We start from the raw sequence: 19802 nt of genomic DNA, 5'->3' as shown, positions 1-19802 counted from the left end.
CGCGTCGCGCCGAGATCGACAACACCGCATGTCGCTTCGTCAATCAGATCAGAGTTTCCGTCCGATGCTGAAACAGGCTTTCCACACCCGCGCGTTCGGCTTCACACTGCTCGCGTCGGCGGCCCTTGTCGGGCAATCGGCGACGGCGCGTGAAGCGGGCGGCTTCGCACAAGCCGAGTGGGCGCAGGACTATGCCTCGCCTGCCACCATGCAGGTGCAGCGTTCGTCGACGCCGATCCTGTCGCCGCAGACCGTCGCGGCCACCGAGCAGATGATCGAACGCTACCGCGACATCGTCAATCGGGGTGGCTGGAAATCGGTCTCGGGCGCCGATCGCCTGCGCGTCGGCGCGAAGGGTCCGGCGGTGGCGGCCCTGCGTCAGCGCCTGATCATCACCGGCGACCTCGACCCGGCCTCCGGCGGCTCAGGGGTGTACGATTCCTACGTGGCGGCCGGCGTGAAGCGCTTCCAGGCGCGGCATGGCCTGAGCCAGACCGGCGCCATGAGCCAGACCACCCAGGCGGCCATGAATGTCCCGGCCGATGTCCGCCTTCACCAGCTCGAAATCAACGTGGTGCGGCTGCGCTCTTATGCCGGCAACCTCGGCAACCGCTTCGTCATCACCAACATCCCCGCCGCCCTGGTTCAGACGGTGGAGAACGGCCAAGTCGTCACCCTGCACGCCGCCGGTGTCGGCAAGATCGACCGCCAGTCGCCGATCATGAACACCAAGGCGACGCAGATCAATTTCAACCCCTTCTGGACGGTCCCGGCTTCCATCGTGAAGAAGGACCTCATCCCCAAGATGCAGAAGGACCCGACCTATCTCACCGAGAACAAGATCCGCATCTTCGCAGGAGAGAACGAGATCTCCCCGGCCTCGGTGAACTGGAACTCGGACGAGGGCACCCGCTACCGTTACCGCCAGGATTCAGGCGCCGACTTCAATTCGATGGGCATCGTGCGCATCAACATCCCGAATCCCTACGGCGTGTTCATGCACGACACGAACTCGAAGGGCGTCTACGGCGACGACTTCCGATTCATCTCTTCAGGCTGCGTCCGCGTCCAGAACGTGCGCGAATACATCACCTGGTTGCTCAAGGACACGCCCGGCTGGGGCCGAGATCAGGTCGAGCAGGCGATCGAGAGCGGCAAGCGCGTCGACGCCACGCTGGCAAGCCCGGTGCCGGTCTACTGGACCTACATCACCGCCTGGTCGACCCCGGACGGCCTCGTTCAGTTCCGTGACGACATCTACAAGCGCGACGGCGTGAACGTGCCCTCGACCCTCTCCGCCCCGACCCCGGTCGCCAGCGCCGAGCCGGTCCAGAGCTTCGAGCCGGGCGACGAGGAGAATTAAGCCTCACGTCTCACCGCAACGATGTTCGAAATCTCAGGCCCGCGCTTCACAGCGTGGGCCTTTTGCATGGCGGATGCGACGCCACGACACGGGCTGTTGATACCTCGACTCCGCGCCCCGCGCTCTGTGCTGAATTTTTTTAGTGAGACGCAAAAAAATGCCTGTGCTTGGCCTTGGAACCGGTCGCGTGTAGTAATCCAGCCTTCGAACGCCCGCCCGCCCAACGCCAGCGGATTACGGGTGCGTCCGCCCGTTCAACAATCGAGGCTTTCCATGAGCGCCGGTACTGCTGCCGACAAGCACTTCTCCAACTCGTTCTTCGCTGCTCCCCTCGCGGACGCGGATCCGGAGATCGCGCAGGCGGTGGCCCAAGAACTCGGCCGCCAGCAGCACGAGATCGAGCTGATCGCCTCGGAGAACATCGTTTCCCGCGCCGTCCTGGAAGCGCAGGGCTCGGTGCTGACCAACAAGTACGCTGAGGGCTACCCGGGCCGCCGCTATTACGGCGGCTGCCAGTTCGTCGACATCGCCGAGAACTTGGCCATCGACCGGGCCAAGCGCCTGTTCAATTGCGGCTTCGCCAACGTGCAGCCGAATTCCGGCAGCCAGGCGAACCAGGGCGTGTTCCTGGCCCTGATGCAGCCGGGCGACACCTTCCTGGGTCTCGACCTCGCTGCCGGCGGCCATCTCACCCACGGCGCCCCCCCGAACGTTTCGGGCAAGTGGTTCAAGCCGGTCTCCTACACCGTGCGCCGGGACGACCAGCGCATCGACATGGAGCAGGTCGAGGCCCTTGCGCATGAGCACAAGCCCAAGGTGATCATCGCCGGTGGCTCGGGCTACCCGCGTCATTGGGACTTCGCCAAGTTCCGTGAGATCGCCGACGCCGTCGGTGCCTACTTCTTCGTCGACGCCGCGCACTTCGCGGGTCTGATCGCGGCAGGCGTCCATCCGTCGCCGTTCCCGCATGCCCATGTCGTCACCACGACGACCCACAAGACCCTTCGCGGACCGCGCGGTGGCATGATCCTGACGAACGACGAGGCGCTCGCCAAGAAGTTCAATTCGGCGATCTTCCCCGGTATCCAGGGCGGCCCGCTGATGCATGTCATCGCGGGCAAGGCGGTCGCCTTCGGCGAGGCTCTCAAGCCCGAGTTCAAGATCTACGCCAAGCAGGTGATCGAGAACGCCAAGGCTCTGGCCGACACGCTCATGTCGAGCGGCTACAACATCACCTCGGGCGGCACCGACAACCACCTGATGCTGGTCGACCTCACCAGCAAGGGCTTGACCGGCAAGGCGGCGGAAGCCGCTCTCAGCCGCGCCGACATCACCTGCAACAAGAACGGTGTGCCCTTCGACACGCAGAAGCCCACCATTACGTCGGGTATCCGCCTCGGCACCCCGGCCGGCACCTCGCGCGGCTTCGGCGTCGCCGAATTCAAGCAGATCGGCGGTCTCATCGTCGAGGTACTCGATGGCTTGGTGGCCAAGGGCGACGAGGGTGATTCGGCCGTCGAGGCCAGCGTGAAGCAGCGTGTGCACGCGCTGACCGATCGGTTCCCAATCTACGGCTGAGGCGCAACGCCCCGACGAGGGGCGCTTGAACCGGCGCCCCTCACCATGCCATTCAGCGGCCGTGAACCATCGGGTTCGCGGCCGTTCCGTTTTCCCGGCGGCCGTTCCTCTTCAGGTGTCCGTCCGATGCGGTGTCCCTATTGCGGCGGTCCCGACACCCAGGTGAAGGATTCGCGGCCGAGCGACGATGCGGCGGCGATCCGCCGCCGCCGGGTGTGCCCGGATTGCGGCGGCCGCTTCACCACGTTCGAACGGGTACAACTGCGCGAACTCACCGTCCTCAAGCGATCGGGCAAGCGCGTACCATTCGATCGGGACAAGCTCCAGCGCTCAATCGACGTCGCGGTCCGCAAGCGGCCCGTGGACCCTGAGCGGATCGAGCGCCTCGTCAGCGGCATCACCCGGCAACTCGAGAGCAGCGGCGAAGCGGAGATCGGCAGCGAAGCCATCGGCGAGTTGGTGATGGAGGGCCTGAAGGGGCTCGACGATGTCGCCTACGTGCGCTTCGCGTCGGTCTATAAGAACTTCCGTGAGGCCAGCGATTTCAAGGCGCTACTCGGGACGCTTGCCGAGCCGGCCGTGCTCCCAGCCAACGCGGCCATTGAGGGTGATTCCACCTCCGAGGGTCCGGCCGCCGGGGATCGGTCCATCGACACCCTGTCCTCCAAGGTCACGGACCTGCGGTCGAAGCGGCAGCCAAAGTCGCGGGCATGAGGAGCACCGGGATGAGCGAAACCGACCTCCGCTTCCTGCGTCTGTCCCTCGCCCTCGGGTACCGCAACCTCGGTCGGACCTGGCCGAACCCGTCCGTCGGCGCGGTGGTCGTGGCGGGTGCGCCCGGTGCGGAGCGGATCGTGGGGCAGGGCGTCACCGCCCCCGGAGGCCGGCCGCACGCGGAACCGATCGCTCTTGCCATGGCGGGCACGGCGGCACGCGGCGCCACGCTCTACGTCAGCCTGGAGCCGTGCTCACACTATGGCCGCACACCACCGTGCACCGACGCCATCATCGCCGCCGGCATTGCTCGCGTCGTCACAGCCCTGGAAGATCCCGATCCGCGCGTGGCAGGGCGGGGGCACCGCCTCCTCGCTGATGCCGGCGTCGCCGTGACCACGGGTCTTCTGGCAGAGGAGGCCGCCCGCGACCATCGCGGTCACGTCACCCGGGTGACAAAAGGGCGGCCGAGCGTTCACCTCAAACTCGCCCAGACCCAGGACGGCTTCGCCGGTGCGCCCAACGAGCGCCTGCGGATCACCGGCCCCATCTCCGACGGAGCGGTACATCTCTGGCGGGCTCATGCGGACGCGATCCTTGTCGGCATCGGCACCGCACGTGCCGATGACCCCTCGCTGACCGTCCGACTGCCGGGCCTGTCCGACCGCTCGCCCGTACGCGTTGTGCTCGATTCGAGCCTGCGCCTGCTGCCCTCGACCACCCTGGTCCGCAGTGCCCGCGACGTCCCAACCCTTGTCCTCACCACCCGCCGCGCGCCGGTCCATGCCAAACGCATGCTGGCCTCCTTCGGTGTGGAGGTGATCGGCGTCGATGCGGACGGCGCCGGACAGGTCGACCTTCATTCCGCGCTCCGAACTCTGGCCGAGCGGGGCGTAACGCGGCTCTGCTGCGAGGGCGGCCCACACCTTGCCGAGGCGCTGGCGGAGGCCGACCTCGTCGACGTCTTCACCCTTATCACAGGCCCGGTCAGCCTAGACGGCTCCGGCGGCCTGCCAGCCATCGGCCCGGTCCTGCAGGGGAGCCTCGACGGCGGCCGCCTCAGGGTCATCGACACCCGGATTCTCGGCCCTGACCGGGTCGTCACCTACGAGCGGAGCGCCTGAGATGTTCACGGGTCTCGTTACGGACGTCGGAGAGGTCGTGTCCGTCGCGGGCGACGACCGCCTGCGTCACATTCGCATCCGCTCGCATTATGATCCGGCGACGATCGCGCTGGGAGCCTCCATTGCCTGCTCAGGTCCCTGCCTGACAGCGGTCGCGGTCGAAGCGGTCGAAGGCGGCTGCATTTTCGCCGTCGATGCCGCGGCAGAGACGCTGGCCCGCACCCACGTGGCCCAATGGCGCGAGGGCCGACGCCTGAATCTGGAGCGCTCCCTGAAGATCGGGGACGAACTCGGCGGCCACCTCGTCACGGGGCATGTGGATGGCCTCGTCGAACTGATCGCCCGCGATCCGATCACAGGCGGCGCGGGCGATCCGCAATGGGCGCCCTCCGACCGCTTCACCCTGCGGGCGCCGGCGCTACTCGCGCGATTTATCGCCGAGAAGGGCTCCGTCTGCCTCGACGGAACCTCGCTCACCGTGAACACGGTGGACGGCGACCTGTTTTCGGTGCTGCTCATCCCGCACACGCTCGCGGTCACCACCTGGGGCGAGCGCCGAGCCGGGGACCACCTCAACCTCGAAGTCGACCTGATCGCTCGCTACGCCGCGCGCCTGTCCGAGAGCCGGGCCGCCGCAGAAGCCTGAGCAGGACGCCGCCACGCCCAGCGACCTAGGAAACAGGCATCGCGCTTGTGGGAGCGTCGCCTTCGGTCTATCGCTCGCGCCTGCGATCGAAGGGGCTCGCCCGGCGGTCGGATCCTGCGTGCCGATCATCGACCGCACCCGTGAAGGCCCCTCGATGGTATCCCTCGCCTACGCTGCCCGCACTGCTCCCGCCAACGTCAGGGGGGCGCGCGTCCTCGTGGTCGAGGCCCGCTACTACGAGGATCTCGCGGATGAGCTTCTGGCAGGCGCGGAAGCCGCACTGGTGGCGGCCGAGGCCGTCGCGACTGTGGTGACGGTGCCGGGTGCCCTCGAAATTCCGTCCGCCATCGCGATTCTGGTCGAGGCCGCCGCCCGCGCAGGCCAGCCCTACGACGCGGTGGTGGCGCTCGGCTGCGTCATCCGCGGCGAGACCGGTCACTATGACATCGTCGCGGGCGAGAGCGCGCGGGCGCTGATGGATCTGTCCGTCACCCTGCGCCTGCCGCTCGGCAATGGCATCCTGACGGTGGAAACCGAGGCCCAAGCCCAGGCCCGAGCCCGGGTCGCCGAACTGAACAAGGGCGGCGGAGCCGCCGAGGCCGCGCTCGCGGTGCTGTCGCTCAAGCGCGACGCGTCGGCGGCGTCGGTCGGAGAGGATTGAGCATCATGGCTAAGGACTCCGGGATGAAGACCGCCGAGCGCAGCGGCGCGCGCCTCTCGGTGGTTCAGGCGCTCTACGACATGGAGATCTCGGGCAAGGGCGTGATCGAGGCGCTTGCCGAGTTCGAAACCTTTTGGATCGGCCGTGAGGTCGACGGCATCGCGCATCCGACCGCCGAGATCGCCTTCTTCCGCGATCTCCTGCGCGGGGTCGTCGACGAGCAGCGCGCCATCGACCCCCTCCTCGACGGGGCGCTCGCCGCAGGCTGGCCCCTCAAGCGCATCGAGGCAGTCCTGCGGGCCATCCTGCGGGCCGGCGCCTACGAACTGATGTCTCGTCGCGACGTACCGGCCCGGGTCGTCATTTCCGAATATGTCGACGTCGCCCACAGCTTCTACGGCGGGGACGAACCGGGCATGGTCAACGGAGTGCTGGACAAGGTGGCGCGGGACGTGCGCGGCAGCGAGTTCGCCGGCCTCCCGGCCTCCGGTCGGGCCTGAACCCGCATGGCCCGGCCCGATGAGGACGGGCTGATCGCGCGCTACTTCGCGCCTCTGGCCGGCCCGGGAGCGGATGGTCTGCGCGACGACGCCGCCACGCTGTCGCCGAGACCCGGCTGCGACCTCGTCCTCACAGCCGACGCCATCGTGGCGGGCGTCCACTACTTCTCGGACGATCCTCCCGGTTCGATCGCCCGCAAGGCGCTCGGCGTGAACGTCTCGGATCTCGCCGCCAAAGGTGCGCGCCCGCGCGGCATCCTGCTGACGCTCGCTCTACCCGACGACTGGACCGAAGCATGGCTCGCCGCCTTCGCGGCCGGCCTCGGCGACGGCCTCGCCGATTTTGGACTCGACCTCCTTGGCGGCGATACCGTGCGGGCCGCCGGACCGGCGGTGATCGGCGTGACCGCGATTGGCGAGGTGCCTACGGGCGGCATCGTCAGGCGCCGGACTGCGCAGATCGGCGACCGGATCTGCGTCAGCGGGAGCATCGGCGATGCTGCCCTGGGCCTGCTGCTGCGCGGACCTCGTCCCCCGGATTGGGCTCGGGCGATGGCCGCGGCGGATTGCGATGCCCTCGTCGACCGCTACTGGCATCCCCGCCCGCGCATCGCCTTGGCTCCGATCCTGCGCCGCTACGCCCGAGCCGCTATGGACGTCTCAGACGGCCTCGCCGGCGATTTGACCAAGATGATCAAAGGGGAGGGGCGCTCCGCCGACATTGAACTCAGCAGCGTCCCGCTCTCCCCTGCCGCCGCTAATGCCCTGGCGCTGGAGCCCGCCCTGCTGCCCCTGATCGTGACCGGTGGCGACGATTACGAGATCCTTTGTGCCGTGGCGCCCGAGAACCTGGACGCCTGCCTCGCCGAAGCCGTCGCAGCCGGTACAGCGCTGGCCTGCATCGGCACGGTCACAGCCGGTTCCGGGCCTCCGGCCTTCCAGGATGCGGACGGCACGCCACGCGCTCTCTGTACCGGCTCCTTCAGCCATTTCTAAGATGCCGGCCGCTTCGCGGGGTGCCAGGTCTGAACCCACATGATACGGCCGGGAGCTTGTAAGAACTTGCGGTAAGCTCGCTTGATGCTGCGGTGCACAAATATTCACGGATGAGAAAGCTAAGCCGCATTTGCAAGCGTCGGTAAATTTTGGCACTCAGAGCAGGCATTCCTTGTAAGGAGATGCACAAGAACAGAACCGCCGCGCGTGGCCGAGACGCCCGCGCGAACGACGACCATCGCACGCCTGAAAAGCTGCGCACGCATCGAAATCACGGCCCAAAGTCCAGGAACGCCACGTCCGACCCGCACAGGCATCGCCAATCAAGGACCGTCGAATGACAGCTTTGTTGCTTATCATCCTGGGCGGGCTGTGCGCCGTTGCCTATGGCATCGTCACCATCAATGACGTGATGAAGCGCGACGCCGGCACCCAGCGCATGCAGGAGATTGCGGGGGCGATCGCGGAGGGTGCGCAAGCCTATCTTCGGCGCCAATACGCCACCATCGCCGTGGTCGGGCTCGTACTGTTCGTGGCGCTCGCCTACTTCCTCGGTCTGAAGGTCGCCGTCGGCTTCCTCATCGGTGCGATCCTGTCGGGGGCCGCCGGCTTCATCGGCATGAACGTCTCTGTGAGGGCCAATGTCCGCACCGCACAGGCGGCCTCGACCTCGCTCGGTGGCGGACTCGACGTGGCCTTCAAGTCGGGGGCAGTGACGGGGATGTTCGTGGCCGGCCTCGCGCTTCTCGGGGTCGCGCTCTACTACGGCTATCTCACCCGCGTCGCCGGCTTGTCGCCGGCCAGCCGTGATGTCATCGACGCTCTGGTGGCGCTAGGCTTCGGCGCCTCGCTGATTTCGATCTTCGCGCGCCTTGGCGGGGGTATCTTCACGAAGGGCGCCGATGTCGGCGGCGATCTCGTCGGCAAGGTCGAGGCCGGAATTCCGGAGGACGATCCGCGCAATCCCGCCACTATCGCGGACAATGTCGGCGACAATGTCGGCGACTGCGCAGGCATGGCGGCCGACCTGTTCGAGACTTACGCGGTGACGGTCGTCGCCACGATGGTACTCGCTGCGATCTTCTTCTCCGGCCAGACCGATATTGGCGGGCGCAACGTCCTCGAAGCGATGCTGCTCTACCCGCTCGCCATCGGCTCGGCCTGCATCCTGACCTCTATCGCCGGCACCTATGCAGTGCGGCTCGGGGCCAACCAATCGATCATGGGCGCGCTCTACAAAGGGCTGGTCACCGCCGGAGCCCTGTCGATCGTGGCGATTGCCGGCGTCAACTACGCCCTGTTCGGCGGCTTCAACACAGCCTTCACCACGAACGCTGGGATCACCTTCACCTCCGGTGGCCTTCTGGGTTGCGCGGTGATCGGCCTCGTCATCACGGCGCTGATCGTCGTCATCACGGAGTATTACACCGGCACCAACTTTCGGCCGGTGAAGTCCATCGCGGACGCCTCGGTCACGGGCCACGGCACGAACGTGATCCAGGGTCTCGCGATCTCGCTGGAATCCACCGCGCTTCCCGCCCTGGTGATCGTGGCTGGGATCATCAGTACCTACTCGCTGGCAGGCCTGTTCGGCATCGCCATTGCGGTCACCGCCATGTTGGCGCTGGCCGGCTTCATCGTGGCGCTCGATGCCTTCGGTCCGGTCACCGACAATGCCGGCGGCATCGCCGAGATGGCCGGCCTGCCGCCGGATGTGCGCAGGTCCACCGACGCCCTCGACGCCGTCGGCAACACCACCAAGGCTGTGACCAAGGGCTACGCCATCGGCTCGGCCGGTCTCGGTGCGTTGGTGCTGTTCGCCGCCTATACCTCGGACCTGAACTACTTCATCGCGAACGCCAGTCCGACGCAGTACCGCTTCTTCCAGGGCGTGAGCGTCGATTTCTCGCTCTCGAACCCCTACGTCGTGGTCGGCCTGCTCCTCGGTGGGCTCATCCCATTCCTGTTCGGCGGCATGGCGATGACAGCGGTGGGCCGCGCAGCTGGCGCCGTCGTGGAGGAGGTTCGCCGGCAATTTCGAGAGAAGCCCGGCATCATGCAAGGCACCGACCGGCCAGATTATGGGCGTGCCGTCGACATGCTGACCCGGGCGGCGATCAAGGAGATGATCCTGCCGTCATTGCTGCCGGTGCTGTCGCCGATCGTCCTGTTCTTCGTGATCCAGCCGATCGCAGGAAAGTCGCAGGCCTTCGCCACCGTCGGAGCGATGCTTCTCGGCGTGATCATCACCGGGCTCTACGTCGCGGTCTCGATGACGTCAGGCGGAGGTGCCTGGGACAATGCCAAGAAGTACATCGAGGACGGGCATCACGGCGGCAAGGGCTCGGAAGCCCACAAGGCAGCGGTGACGGGCGACACCGTCGGCGATCCCTACAAGGATACTGCCGGTCCTGCAGTGAACCCAGCGATCAAGATCACCAACATCATCGCGTTACTGCTCCTGGCCGTACTGGCGCATAGCTGACCTCGGGGCAACAGCACGGGACCGGTGAAACCCGTGTGAAGGGCATGTGATCCGAACATGCCCTTCACCGATTCACGGCAGGGTCCGTGGCTCGTGGATAGGACAGCCGTTATGCTCCGCCCGGAACCCGGCGGATTTTGGATAGACGGCGCGGCGCGCCCGCATGATCGATCCGAGCGGCCGGTGCGCCTCAAGGCCGTGCCAGGGATTGAAGGCGAGCCCATCATCAAGGGCCTTCACCTTGGCAGCACTCCAACTCTCCTGTCTTGGAATCCGGATGCAAGCCACCGCAACGTAGGGGCTCTCCGCCTCCGGCCAGGATACGGAAGCATCTTCCACCGGCATCGTCTCACTGTTGGTGAGGAGTTGCACTCGCAATTCCCAAGTGGCGTCGTGCTCGGCGAAGAAGGCCTTCACCGCCTCTCGTAAGCCGTCGGGCTTTCCATTCACGTTAAGCGCAGCGTTGGTCAGCGCCGTGAGTTCGGGGGAGACCGGCGCCACGGAGACCTTGGCCACATAGTCCCCCCAGCGCACCGGCACCTGGCTAAAGAACGTCTCGCCGAGGATATGGGTTTCGGGATGACCGCCGAGGCTGACCACTGTCGGGCTCTTGGTCCCGATTGATTCCAGAACTGTTTCGACGCCGCGCAGTGTGGCGGAGAACGCCTTCTTGAAGATCTGCGGCGTGTCGGTCGTAGCAGCCAGCAGCTTGAGACTTTTCAGAAATGTCGCCGCGTCCGGTGCCACGAAAGCGGGGGAATTCGCCATGACGAAGTCCTGCGTGTCACCCTCCGCATCCGGCAGACGCTCACCCGGGACTCCGAGAATTTTCAGGCCCAACCCGCGCGGTGTCGAGATGCTGTCATCGAGGATGTCGCCCGGATTGGTCGAGAAACGCATGACTACCGGGTGATCGGCCGGTTGCGCACACAGCCCCTGGGCCAGAGGCCCGGGAAGATCGGCAAACACCTCCAATCTCCCGGACAGCAATCCATGGGCCTTCGCATGGACACCGCGGACGGCGTGCCCGTAATCCTTGAGGGTCGTCCCCTGGATCTTCGCGAATTGGACGATCATGCCGTTCTGGACGTCGGTCTCGTTAGACTCGATACGCTCGAGATCGGGGGTGTAACGGACAGGCGACGGAACCGGCATGGGCAGCCCTTAAGGTGAGAGCGCGGGAGGTTTCACCGACAAACCATGCCCGCCAACCCACCGTTCCGGCATGGCAGCCGTCCCGCCGTTCACCGTCGCGTGCGCACCCGCACAAACGCATCATCCCCGCCGACCAAGTGGCTGGCCATCATCGGCGAAGCATCCACATGTTGCGGCGGCGACCGCCGCGCACGCTGCAAGTCGTCCGTTTGTCCTTGAAACAACGTGAGCTTCCCGCATGCCCTCTCTGTCCGACCCGATCCGTATCGGCGCGATCGAAGCCAAGAACCGCGTCTTCATGGCGCCACTCACCCGCGGACGCGCCACCCGCGCGCACGTGCCGACGCCGATCATGGTGGAATATTACTGTCAGCGCGCCAGTGCGGGGCTGATTCTCACGGAAGCAACCGGCATCTCGCAGGAGGGCCTCGGCTGGCCCTTCGCTCCGGGCATCTGGTCTGACGAGCAGGTCGAGGCGTGGAAGCCGATCGTCCAGGCCGTACACGAAGCCGGCGGCAAGATCGTCTGCCAGCTCTGGCACATGGGCCGCATCGTGCACCCGGATTTTCTCGGCGGACAGAAGCCTGTTTCGGCCTCGGCCACCACGGCCCCGGATGCAGCCCATACCTACGACGGCAAGAAGCCTTACGGGGAGGCCCGGCCGCTCGCGATCGACGAGATCCCGCGCCTGCGCGCCGATTACGAGCGCGCCGCCCGCAACGCCATCAAGGCTGGGTTCGACGGCGTGCAGATTCATGCGGCGAACGGCTATCTGATCGACCAATTCCTGCGCGACGGGTCAAATCTTCGGACCGATGCCTATGGTGGATCGGTCGAGAACCGGATCCGCCTGCTGACCGAGGTGACGCAGACGGTGGCCGACGCAATCGGCAAGGATCGCACCGGCGTCCGCCTGTCTCCCAACGGCGCGATCCAGGGTGTCGACGACTCGAACCCCAATGCCCTCTTCGGCGCAGCGGCTGCCGCTCTGTCGAAGATTGGCATCGCATTCCTCGAACTGCGCGAGCCTGGCCCAAATGGCACCTTCGGCACCGCCAATCATCCGCCGGTTGCCCCGACGATGAAGGCCGCGTTCAACGGTCCCCTGATCCTCAACTCGGATTACGATGGTGTCCGTGCGCAGGCTGCCCTGGACGAGGGACATGCGGATGCCATCGCCTTCGGACGTCCCTTCATCGCCAACCCGGATCTGCCGGCACGCCTCTTCGATGGCTCGCCGCTGAACAAGGACGAAGCGAAAACTTGGTACAGCCAGGGTCCCGAAGGCTACATCGATTATCCTGAACGGGACGCGGCCAAGGCGGCCTGATCCCTCACGTCCCCCTGATCACCGCACCAGCTCTTGCAGTGTTGGGCACAAGAGCTGGTGCGTACTTTTGGGGATGAAATGCCAACCTTGGCGCTATCCGCCGGAGGGAAGACATCCTATGTGTTGCGACCGTCGAGGATAGCTGCTTTTGCCTTCAGCCAAATTCTGTTCAGCCGCACCGACCGGGTGGACCGAGTCCGATCGACTGGCGGAGCTCGAAAGCCTTGATCTGACTGTAAATGGGCAGGAAGCGGTCTATGACGATCTGACCCGTATCGCCGCTCTGGTGTGCCACGCGCCCATTTCGCTGGTTAGCCTGGTCGAGGGGGAGCGTCAGTGGTTCAAGGCCCGGGTCGGGTTCGACTTGCCTGAGACACCGCGCCAAATGTCGATCTGCTCACATGCGATCGAATCAAACGCCCTCCTGGTGATCCCGGACCTGGCTCTCGATCCCCGCACTTGCGACAACCCCCTCGTCAGCGGAGAGCGGAAGCTTCGCTTTTATGCCGGCGCGGTGATCCGCTCGCCTTCGGGATTACCCCTCGGCACGCTGTGCGTCCTCGACCAAGTCGCCCGGCCAGACGGGATCACGCCGATGCAGGTCGAGATGCTGGAGGCTTTGGCGCGGCAGGCCTCGACGCTGATCGAACTGACACGGACGCGCAGCGAAGTCAGCGCACGGGAAGCGGAATTGCAGGCGAGCGAGCGTCGGTTCCGGGTCATGACGAGCGCGATGCCCCAGATGGTGTGGACCACCCAGCCGGACGGCTACCACGACTTCTACAATGATCGCTGGTACGAGTTCACCGGCGTACCCGCCGGCTCAACCGACGGCGACGCCTGGAACCATATCGTCCATGCGGATGATCGAGCGAGAGCCCTCGGCCGGTGGCGGCACAGCCTTGCCACAGGTGAACCTTACGAAGTCGCCTACCGCCTGCGCCACCATTCTGGAACCCATCGCTGGACCTTGGGCCGGGCTATGCCGCTGATCGACGCCGAGGGGCGAATCGAGCGCTGGTTCGGAACGTGCACCGACATTGAGGACCTGAAGCAAGCCGAGACTGAAACGCGCAAGCTCGCCGCCATCGTGGAACAGTCGCAGGACTTCATCGGCATCGCAGACAGAGATGGCGGTGTACAGCACATCAACGAGGCAGGGCGCCGGCTCGTTGGACTATCGGACATCTCGGCCGTAGCAGGAACGCGGATCGTGGACTACTTCATGCCCGGGAGTCAGTCGCTGATCACCGGAACGGTTCTCCCTGCCGTAGAGAGGCAGGGCTGGTGGGAGGGCGAGTTGGCCTTCCGTCATTTCGTGACAGGGGAGGGGATCTCGGTCCTCTACAACATCTTTCCGCTGCGCAACGACGAAGGCCGCTTCGTCGGATACGCCACCGTCACCCGCGACCTGCGCGAGCGCAAGCGGGCGGAGGAGGCACAGGACCTCTTGATCAAAGAGCTTTCCCACCGAATCAAGAACATCTTCGCCGTGGTGGGTGGACTTGCTGGCCTCTCGGCCCGCACCGACCCGGCTGCCCGCCCCTTCGTTTCGGCCTTCCGGCAGCGCCTCAGCGCCCTCGCTCAGGCGCACGAATACGTTAGACCGCACTCGCCCGCGAGTGCGCCTCCGGTGGAGGGCCAGACCCTGTTCGGCCTGATGCGGCTGATCATGGCCGCCTATGTTCAGGACGGCCGGGAGCGGATCACCATTGCCGGCGATGACGTGGCCGTGGGCGAGCGTGCAGCCACAGCTCTTGCTCTCGTCATGCATGAGCAGGCCACCAATGCGATGAAGTACGGGGGCTTATCGACCGAGGCCGGGAGCGTCCACCTGTCCGGCCGGCGCGATGGGGAAGCCTATACTCTGACCTGGGCCGAGAGCGGCGGACCGGCCGTCGCGGGACCGCCGAGCCGACAAGGTTTCGGGACGGTCTTGGCACAGCGCAGCGTGGCGGGACAGCTCGATGGGACCCTTCAGCAGGACTGGGCTCCGAGCGGCCTGGTGATGCGGCTCTTGGTTCCTGTGGGTAATCTTGGATCTTGACCCTGCCCCTCTATCGTCTCGTTGTGTTCGATTTCGACGGGACCCTTGCCGATAGCTTTCCCTGGTTTGCCAAAGTCATCAACGATGTGGCCGACCGCTACGCGTTTGCCCGCATCGCCGAGCATGAGACCGAGACCCTGCGGCGAATGGATGCCCGGGGCATCGTTCGGCACCTTGGGATTCCCGGCTGGAAGCTGCCGCTGATTACCCGGCACATGCATCGTCTCGCAGCCCGCGACATCGACGCAATCTCGCTCTTCCCCGAGATTTCTGAAATTTTGATCGATCTCGAGCGCGCAGGTCTCCGCCTTGGAATCGCAAGTTCCAATCGCGAAACCATCATCCGACAGGTCCTCGGACCGGCCGATGCTCGGCGTTTCACGCACTACGCCTGCGGAGCTTCCCTCTTCGGTAAGGCCAAGCGGCTGCGGTCGCTGATCCGGGAGGCGGGCGTCGTTCCCGCCGACACACTGTATGTCGGCGATGAAATCCGCGATTGGTCCGCTGCGGGTGAAGTCGGCTGCGCCTTCGGAGCCGTCTCTTGGGGGTATACAAGGGTCGAAGCCCTCGCGGCGTTGGCTCCGACGCATATCTTTTCAAATCCGGCGAGCATTCGAGATTGTGTCGCAATCACGCCGGCTCTTGCCGTTCGCGGACTGGAGGATCGCTGACCACGCGTCCCACGGAGGCAAGGCCTCCTCTCAGGCCTTCGCAAACACCGGATAGTTTCTGCATCGCATAACTGAACCGAACGAACCGAAGCAGGCGAAACCAGAAAGTCCTTCAGTCTCTGCTGCTTCGCACACGTCGGCTCCGCGACACAGCTTTCCTTAGGACGCGGGACAACTGCTCGACCGAGTACGGCTTGTGTAGCAACTCAAATCCATGCGTCCCCTCTTTTGCAAGGATATGGCTATAGCCGCTGGCAAGCACCACCGGCAGATCCGGCCGCCGTCGTGAGATCTCTTTCGCGAGTTCGATCCCGTTCATGCCCGGCATGACGATGTCTGAGAACACCACCTCGAAACGAAACGGAATTTTCTCAAGCTGATGCAACGCTTCCGCGGCCGAGGTGGCCCAGACCGTGTGGTATCCGAGTTCCGCCAATGTCTGGGTCGCGAACCCTCCAACTTCCGGATTGTCCTCCACCACAAGCACACAGGTGCCGTGCCCGTCCGTCAGAGGCTCGATCTCTTCGAGCACTGCAGGGATCTCTGCCTCTTCCGAGACGCGCGGAAGATAGAGCGTGAAGGTTGCGCCGCGGCCGGGAAGACTCTGGACAACCACCTCGCCGCCCGACTGTTTCGCGAACCCGAACACTTGGCTAAGTCCGAGGCCCGTCCCCTGGCCGACCCCCTTCGTCGTATAGAACGGCTCGAAAATTCGATGCAGATCACCCGGAGCGATCCCGGTACCGGTATCCGTGAGGGCAACGGCTACGAACGCGCCCTTTCGGATGTCCAGTGGTAGAATCCCGACAACTGGGCTGACCTCGATTGTCAGCCGGCCCTGGCCACCCATGGCATCTCGCGCATTGACCGCCATGTTCACGAGTGCAGTGTCGAACTGGCTCGGATCGGCGTTTACGAAACAGGGGGTCTGAGGCACCTGGACGACGATCTCGATGCGTGCGCCCGTCAGGGTCCCGATCATCTCGCTGATGGCCGACACTCCGGTCCCGACGTTGAAAGTTTCCGGCTTCAGCGCCTGCCGGCGTGCAAAGGCGAGGAGTTGGCCCGTGAGCTTGGCGGCCCGCGCCACCGTGTCGGAGATTGCGTCGACGTAGCGGCGGCGCCGATCCTCAGCCAAGCCAGGCCGCTTCAGGAGGTCGGTCGAGGACTTGATCACGGTAAGCAGGTTGTTGAAGTCATGCGCCACACCTCCGGTGAGTTGGCCGACCGCCTCCATCTTCTGTGCTTGGCGCAGAGCCTCCTGGGCCTGATCGAGGGCAGCCTCCCGCGCCTTCTCATCCGTAACATCGCGGGCGCTGCAATAAGATCGCCCTCTCTCCGGGACGGCCGTCCAAGAGAGCCAGCGATAGTTTCCGTCGCGCGTCCGATATCGATTCTCGAAGCGGAAGACCGGTATTGCCTGTGCCAAAGTCCGGATGGCTTCGGCGGTCCGGGCGACATCATCCGGATGGATGAGTTCGAGTACGGGACGCCCTGAAATTTCCGTATCCGTCCATCCTAAGACCACCTCCCACGCTGGGTTCACGCGCTCGAAGTACCCATCAGGATGAAAGACACCAAGGAGGTCGGGGCTGACCTGCCACGTCAGACCGCGCTCGTCGGACCGCAGGATGACCTGACGCTCGAGATCAGCATTGAGATTGCGAAGTTCCGCTTCGTTCCGACGGAGAGCGATCTCGGCAAGAGCCCGATCGGTCACATCGACGCCCTCGACGAAGATCCCGGTCACGACGCCATCGTCATCGAAAATTGGCTGATAGACAAAGTCGAGGTAGCGCTCGATCGCCGGGCCGCTCGCTTTGGTCTGCAGGGCGATCCTCGACGCGGTCGCCGTGAAAGCTTCCCCGGTGCGATAGACAGTGTCGAGGAGATCGAGATACCCCTGTGCCACGGCGTCCGGAAGCGCCTCGGCGACCGTACGGCCGACCACAGAGCGGTCGCCGACAAGGCGCCGATAAGCAGGGTTGGCGAGCTCAAATCGGTGCTCGGGCCCGCGTAGGACCGCCATGAAACTCGGGGCCTGGGCAAAGAGCATTTCGAGCCGCTCTCGCTCGGCACTGGCCTTGCGCTCGGCATGCACTCGCCCGGTGGTCTCCGCACAGGCGCAGAACATACCGACGACTTGTCCGGTCTCGTCGCGAACAGGCGTATAGCCGAACGAAAAGTAGGTCTCTTCCGGATACCCGTTACGATGCATGATGAAGGCGATGCCATCCATATGCGTCGCCTCGCCCGCGTAGGCACGGGACAGGATCGGCTCCACGCGATCCCAGATGTCGTGCCACAATTCGCGAAATGAACCGCCGAGGGCTTTGGGATGCCGAGCGCCACACATTGCGGCGTAACCGTCGTTGTAGAGGGTGATGTAGTCCGGCCCCCACACAATGAGCATCGGCTGCTGCGAGCCGAGCATCACTCCGACCAGGGTCTTGAGGGCCTGGGGCCATTCGGCTGGCGCCCCAAGCGAGGTCGCCAACCAATCGTGATTGCGCAAAAGCGCGCCGGCCTCGCCACCCTCTACGAGAAAGGCCTCGCGAAACGGCATCCTCTATATCCTCTGCCCGCCCGGGTCTGAGCCCGGGAGAGCCGATCATGCACCGAGGTCATTCCCATTGTGCAAATCTCCCCGCGTTTGGGAAGTTTGCCTCACGATACGGCGAGGCGCGTCATGCACTCGCCGCTGGACGAGTCCGATTACTGACCGCGATTGGCGCCGGGAACCACGCTCGTACCGGAACCGCTTCCGAACGGCTCATACTTGGTCAGACCTCGGAAGAGTTGGCTGATGAAGGCGCGGTCGGCACCGCTGGTGGGGGTCGTACGCTGAATGAAGTCGAAGACGCGCCCATCCTGAAGGCCGTAGAGGGCTACCCGCTCGACCTTGAAAGCGGAATTAAAATAAACCGCTGTGACCTTCTGATCCTCAACCTGCTCGCCAAGGAACAGGACGGTGCGGCGCGTGTTCTGGCTGATGTAGTACCAGGACTTGTTGCCGACGGTAGACACGGTGGAGGGTGTGCCCAGAGCCTGAAGCACCTGCTCGGCGCTCATACCGGGCTTAACGGTAGCCAGCGCCGCTTGGTCGATCTGATAGCCGTGACGAATGTCCTCGCCGATGCAGCCGGACACACCCGTTGAGATCACGCCGAGGACGGCGAGGCGAGCGAGCGACGAAACGAGACGGCGCGACATCGGCCACCCTTGCTGACAGTGAAAAACTGGACGCGTCTACCGGCTTCGGTGGCGGCTCGGCACCGAGCTGAAGAATCCCGATGGAGGTTGCACCTTGACCGTCCGCTGCCGTAACGCGGGGTTATGGTTTTGACAAGGCAAGCCCAGCCACATGCGCCGATCGTCTCTGTCGGTCATCAGCCAACCGTCGGGAGGACATACGCATGATGGCGGGACTGCTACAGCGCTTGCGCGCTTGGGGACAGCCAAGTCCGCGCCAGCGTTTGATCGAGACGCTGCACAGGCGGATCAATGATGCGGCGCGGCGCCCGGAATTGTACACCGATATCGGCGTGCCGGACTCGTTGGAAGGACGGTTCGAATGCCTGATCCTCCACGTCATCCTGGTGTTGCGGCGTCTGAACGATATGCCTGAGCCGGCGGCGGACGTGGCTCAGGACCTGATCAACTCGGTCTTCCTGCAACTCGACTCGTCGCTGCGTGAATCCGGCATCGGCGATTTTGGCGTGCCGAAGCGCATGAAAAAGCTCGGCTCCGCCTTCTATGGGCGTGCAGAGAGCTACGAGACCGCACTCGATGCCGGAGACGCAGAAGGCCTGAAAGCGGTCCTGGCCCGCAACGTACTCGGACAGGATACGCCTGCGGCGGCTGCAGGTTTGGCGAATTATGTCCTCGCCAGCGATGCCGCTCTGGCGCGCTCCGATCTCGACGGGCTGATCGGCATCGGCCCACAGTTCCCACCGCCTCGATCCTTTGCGATGCCCTTCGCGAAGTCGAACGCCGATCCGACACGGACAGCATCATGACACGTTACGAAGAAGCCGGGCCACTTTCACGCATTGTCAGCGTCGATCGCCTCAGGCGTAGCGACGGCAGATTGATCGTGACGGCGAGCCCGGAGGAATGCGCGGCTCTTGCAGCGGATTTCGGGATTCCGTCCATCCAAGACCTGGTGGGGACTTTCGAGACGAGTGGGCAGCTGTCGGCCTTCCGAGTGCGTGGAACCGTCGCCGCTCTGGTGACCCAGGTCTGTACCGTGACCCTGGAGCCATTCGAAGGCCCGGTTTCGGAGTCCGTAGACCTGCTGTTCACGGATACCGACCGCCTTGAAGGGACTGATGCGGAGGATGCCGACATCCCCGACCCCATCGTCGGCGGCAAGATCGATTTCGGAACGATCACGGGCGAGTTTCTGGCGCTCGGGCTGGATCCTTATCCGCGAAAGCCGGGCGTGGCCTTCGAACCCCATATCGAGGACGCGGACGAGGGACCGCTCGCAGCCCTGCGCGGCCTGAAGTCCGCCGAAGACTGAGTCCATG

Annotated in this window: 17 protein-coding genes; 14 read left to right on the top strand and 3 right to left on the bottom strand. The window is 64.9% G+C overall.

The genetic code is table 11. The annotated features are described in order from the left end of the window. Positions 1 to 64 precede the first annotated feature (64 nt). The 9 genes from ACV7NL_RS19665 to ACV7NL_RS19625 all read left to right on the top strand — a co-directional run bounded on the left by ACV7NL_RS19665 (position 65) and on the right by ACV7NL_RS19625 (position 10067). Entirely contained in the window at positions 65 to 1363 is a 1299-nt protein-coding gene (locus ACV7NL_RS19665) for a L,D-transpeptidase family protein (protein ID WP_056184365.1), read from the top strand. Between the two features lie 273 nt (positions 1364 to 1636). Further along, positions 1637 to 2941: a serine hydroxymethyltransferase gene (glyA, locus tag ACV7NL_RS19660; protein ID WP_056184242.1), complete on the top strand. Its 1305-nt coding sequence runs from the start codon at positions 1637 to 1639 to the stop codon at positions 2939 to 2941. A gap of 126 nt (positions 2942 to 3067) precedes the next feature. Then, positions 3068 to 3655, top strand: coding sequence for a transcriptional regulator NrdR (nrdR, locus tag ACV7NL_RS19655; protein ID WP_082507860.1), 588 nt, complete (start codon positions 3068 to 3070; stop codon positions 3653 to 3655). Between the two features lie 11 nt (positions 3656 to 3666). After that, on the top strand, positions 3667 to 4779 hold the full coding sequence (ribD, locus tag ACV7NL_RS19650; RefSeq protein ID WP_463356594.1) for a bifunctional diaminohydroxyphosphoribosylaminopyrimidine deaminase/5-amino-6-(5-phosphoribosylamino)uracil reductase RibD: 1113 nt from the start codon (positions 3667 to 3669) through the stop codon (positions 4777 to 4779). A gap of 1 nt (position 4780) precedes the next feature. Further along, positions 4781 to 5425, top strand: a complete 645-nt coding sequence (locus ACV7NL_RS19645; RefSeq protein WP_463356593.1) for a riboflavin synthase — start codon at positions 4781 to 4783, stop codon at positions 5423 to 5425. A gap of 154 nt (positions 5426 to 5579) precedes the next feature. Beyond that, positions 5580 to 6086 (top strand): 6,7-dimethyl-8-ribityllumazine synthase, encoded by a 507-nt coding sequence (ribH, locus tag ACV7NL_RS19640; RefSeq protein WP_056184363.1) that lies wholly within the window; start codon positions 5580 to 5582, stop codon positions 6084 to 6086. 23 nt (positions 6087 to 6109) lie between these two features. Next, positions 6110 to 6586: a transcription antitermination factor NusB gene (gene nusB / locus ACV7NL_RS19635; RefSeq protein ID WP_463357173.1), complete on the top strand. Its 477-nt coding sequence runs from the start codon at positions 6110 to 6112 to the stop codon at positions 6584 to 6586. Between the two features lie 6 nt (positions 6587 to 6592). After that, positions 6593 to 7582 carry a thiamine-phosphate kinase gene (thiL, locus tag ACV7NL_RS19630; protein ID WP_463356592.1) on the top strand — a complete coding sequence of 330 codons (990 nt, stop codon included), beginning with the start codon at positions 6593 to 6595 and terminating at the stop codon, positions 7580 to 7582. Positions 7583 to 7919: 337 nt separating this feature from the next. Then, complete coding sequence (locus tag ACV7NL_RS19625; protein ID WP_463356591.1) at positions 7920 to 10067, top strand: sodium-translocating pyrophosphatase; 2148 nt, start codon at positions 7920 to 7922, stop codon at positions 10065 to 10067. 72 nt (positions 10068 to 10139) lie between these two features. On the opposite strand, the gene ACV7NL_RS19620 is transcribed toward ACV7NL_RS19625, so the two are convergent. Beyond that, the gene (locus ACV7NL_RS19620) at positions 10140 to 11222 is read right to left on the bottom strand and encodes a catalase family protein (protein WP_463356590.1); all 1083 of its coding nucleotides are present in this window, start codon (positions 11220 to 11222) and stop codon (positions 10140 to 10142) included. A gap of 238 nt (positions 11223 to 11460) precedes the next feature. Here ACV7NL_RS19620 and ACV7NL_RS19615 point away from each other — a divergent pair, with 238 nt between their 5' ends. The 3 genes from ACV7NL_RS19615 to ACV7NL_RS19605 all read left to right on the top strand — a co-directional run bounded on the left by ACV7NL_RS19615 (position 11461) and on the right by ACV7NL_RS19605 (position 15270). Next, positions 11461 to 12552, top strand: a complete 1092-nt coding sequence (locus ACV7NL_RS19615) for an alkene reductase (RefSeq protein WP_463356589.1) — start codon at positions 11461 to 11463, stop codon at positions 12550 to 12552. 148 nt (positions 12553 to 12700) lie between these two features. Next, positions 12701 to 14599 carry a PAS domain S-box protein gene (locus ACV7NL_RS19610; protein WP_463356588.1) on the top strand — a complete coding sequence of 633 codons (1899 nt, stop codon included), beginning with the start codon at positions 12701 to 12703 and terminating at the stop codon, positions 14597 to 14599. Continuing rightward, a complete protein-coding gene (locus tag ACV7NL_RS19605; RefSeq protein WP_156376030.1) occupies positions 14596 to 15270 on the top strand; it encodes an HAD-IA family hydrolase in 675 nt (224 codons plus the stop codon). Before ACV7NL_RS19610 ends, ACV7NL_RS19605 begins: the two co-directional genes overlap by 4 nt. Before the next feature lie 112 nt (positions 15271 to 15382). On the opposite strand, the gene ACV7NL_RS19600 is transcribed toward ACV7NL_RS19605, so the two are convergent. Both ACV7NL_RS19600 and ACV7NL_RS19595 read right to left on the bottom strand, forming a co-directional pair. After that, entirely contained in the window at positions 15383 to 17836 is a 2454-nt protein-coding gene (locus tag ACV7NL_RS19600; RefSeq protein ID WP_463356587.1) for a PAS domain-containing protein, read from the bottom strand. Between the two features lie 149 nt (positions 17837 to 17985). Beyond that, a complete protein-coding gene (locus tag ACV7NL_RS19595) occupies positions 17986 to 18483 on the bottom strand; it encodes an outer membrane protein assembly factor BamE (protein ID WP_056482105.1) in 498 nt (165 codons plus the stop codon). Between the two features lie 203 nt (positions 18484 to 18686). On the opposite strand from ACV7NL_RS19595, the gene ACV7NL_RS19590 reads away from it, so the two are divergent. Then, entirely contained in the window at positions 18687 to 19289 is a 603-nt protein-coding gene (locus ACV7NL_RS19590) for a ubiquinol-cytochrome C chaperone family protein (protein ID WP_056482108.1), read from the top strand. After that, on the top strand, positions 19286 to 19795 hold the full coding sequence (locus ACV7NL_RS19585; protein ID WP_463356586.1) for a YceD family protein: 510 nt from the start codon (positions 19286 to 19288) through the stop codon (positions 19793 to 19795). The genes ACV7NL_RS19590 and ACV7NL_RS19585 overlap by 4 nt, the downstream gene beginning before the upstream one ends. Positions 19796 to 19802 lie beyond the last annotated feature (7 nt).

Source organism: Methylobacterium sp. Ger2507, from assembly GCF_055231875.1.
This window is presented reverse-complemented; position numbering and strand designations above follow the sequence as displayed.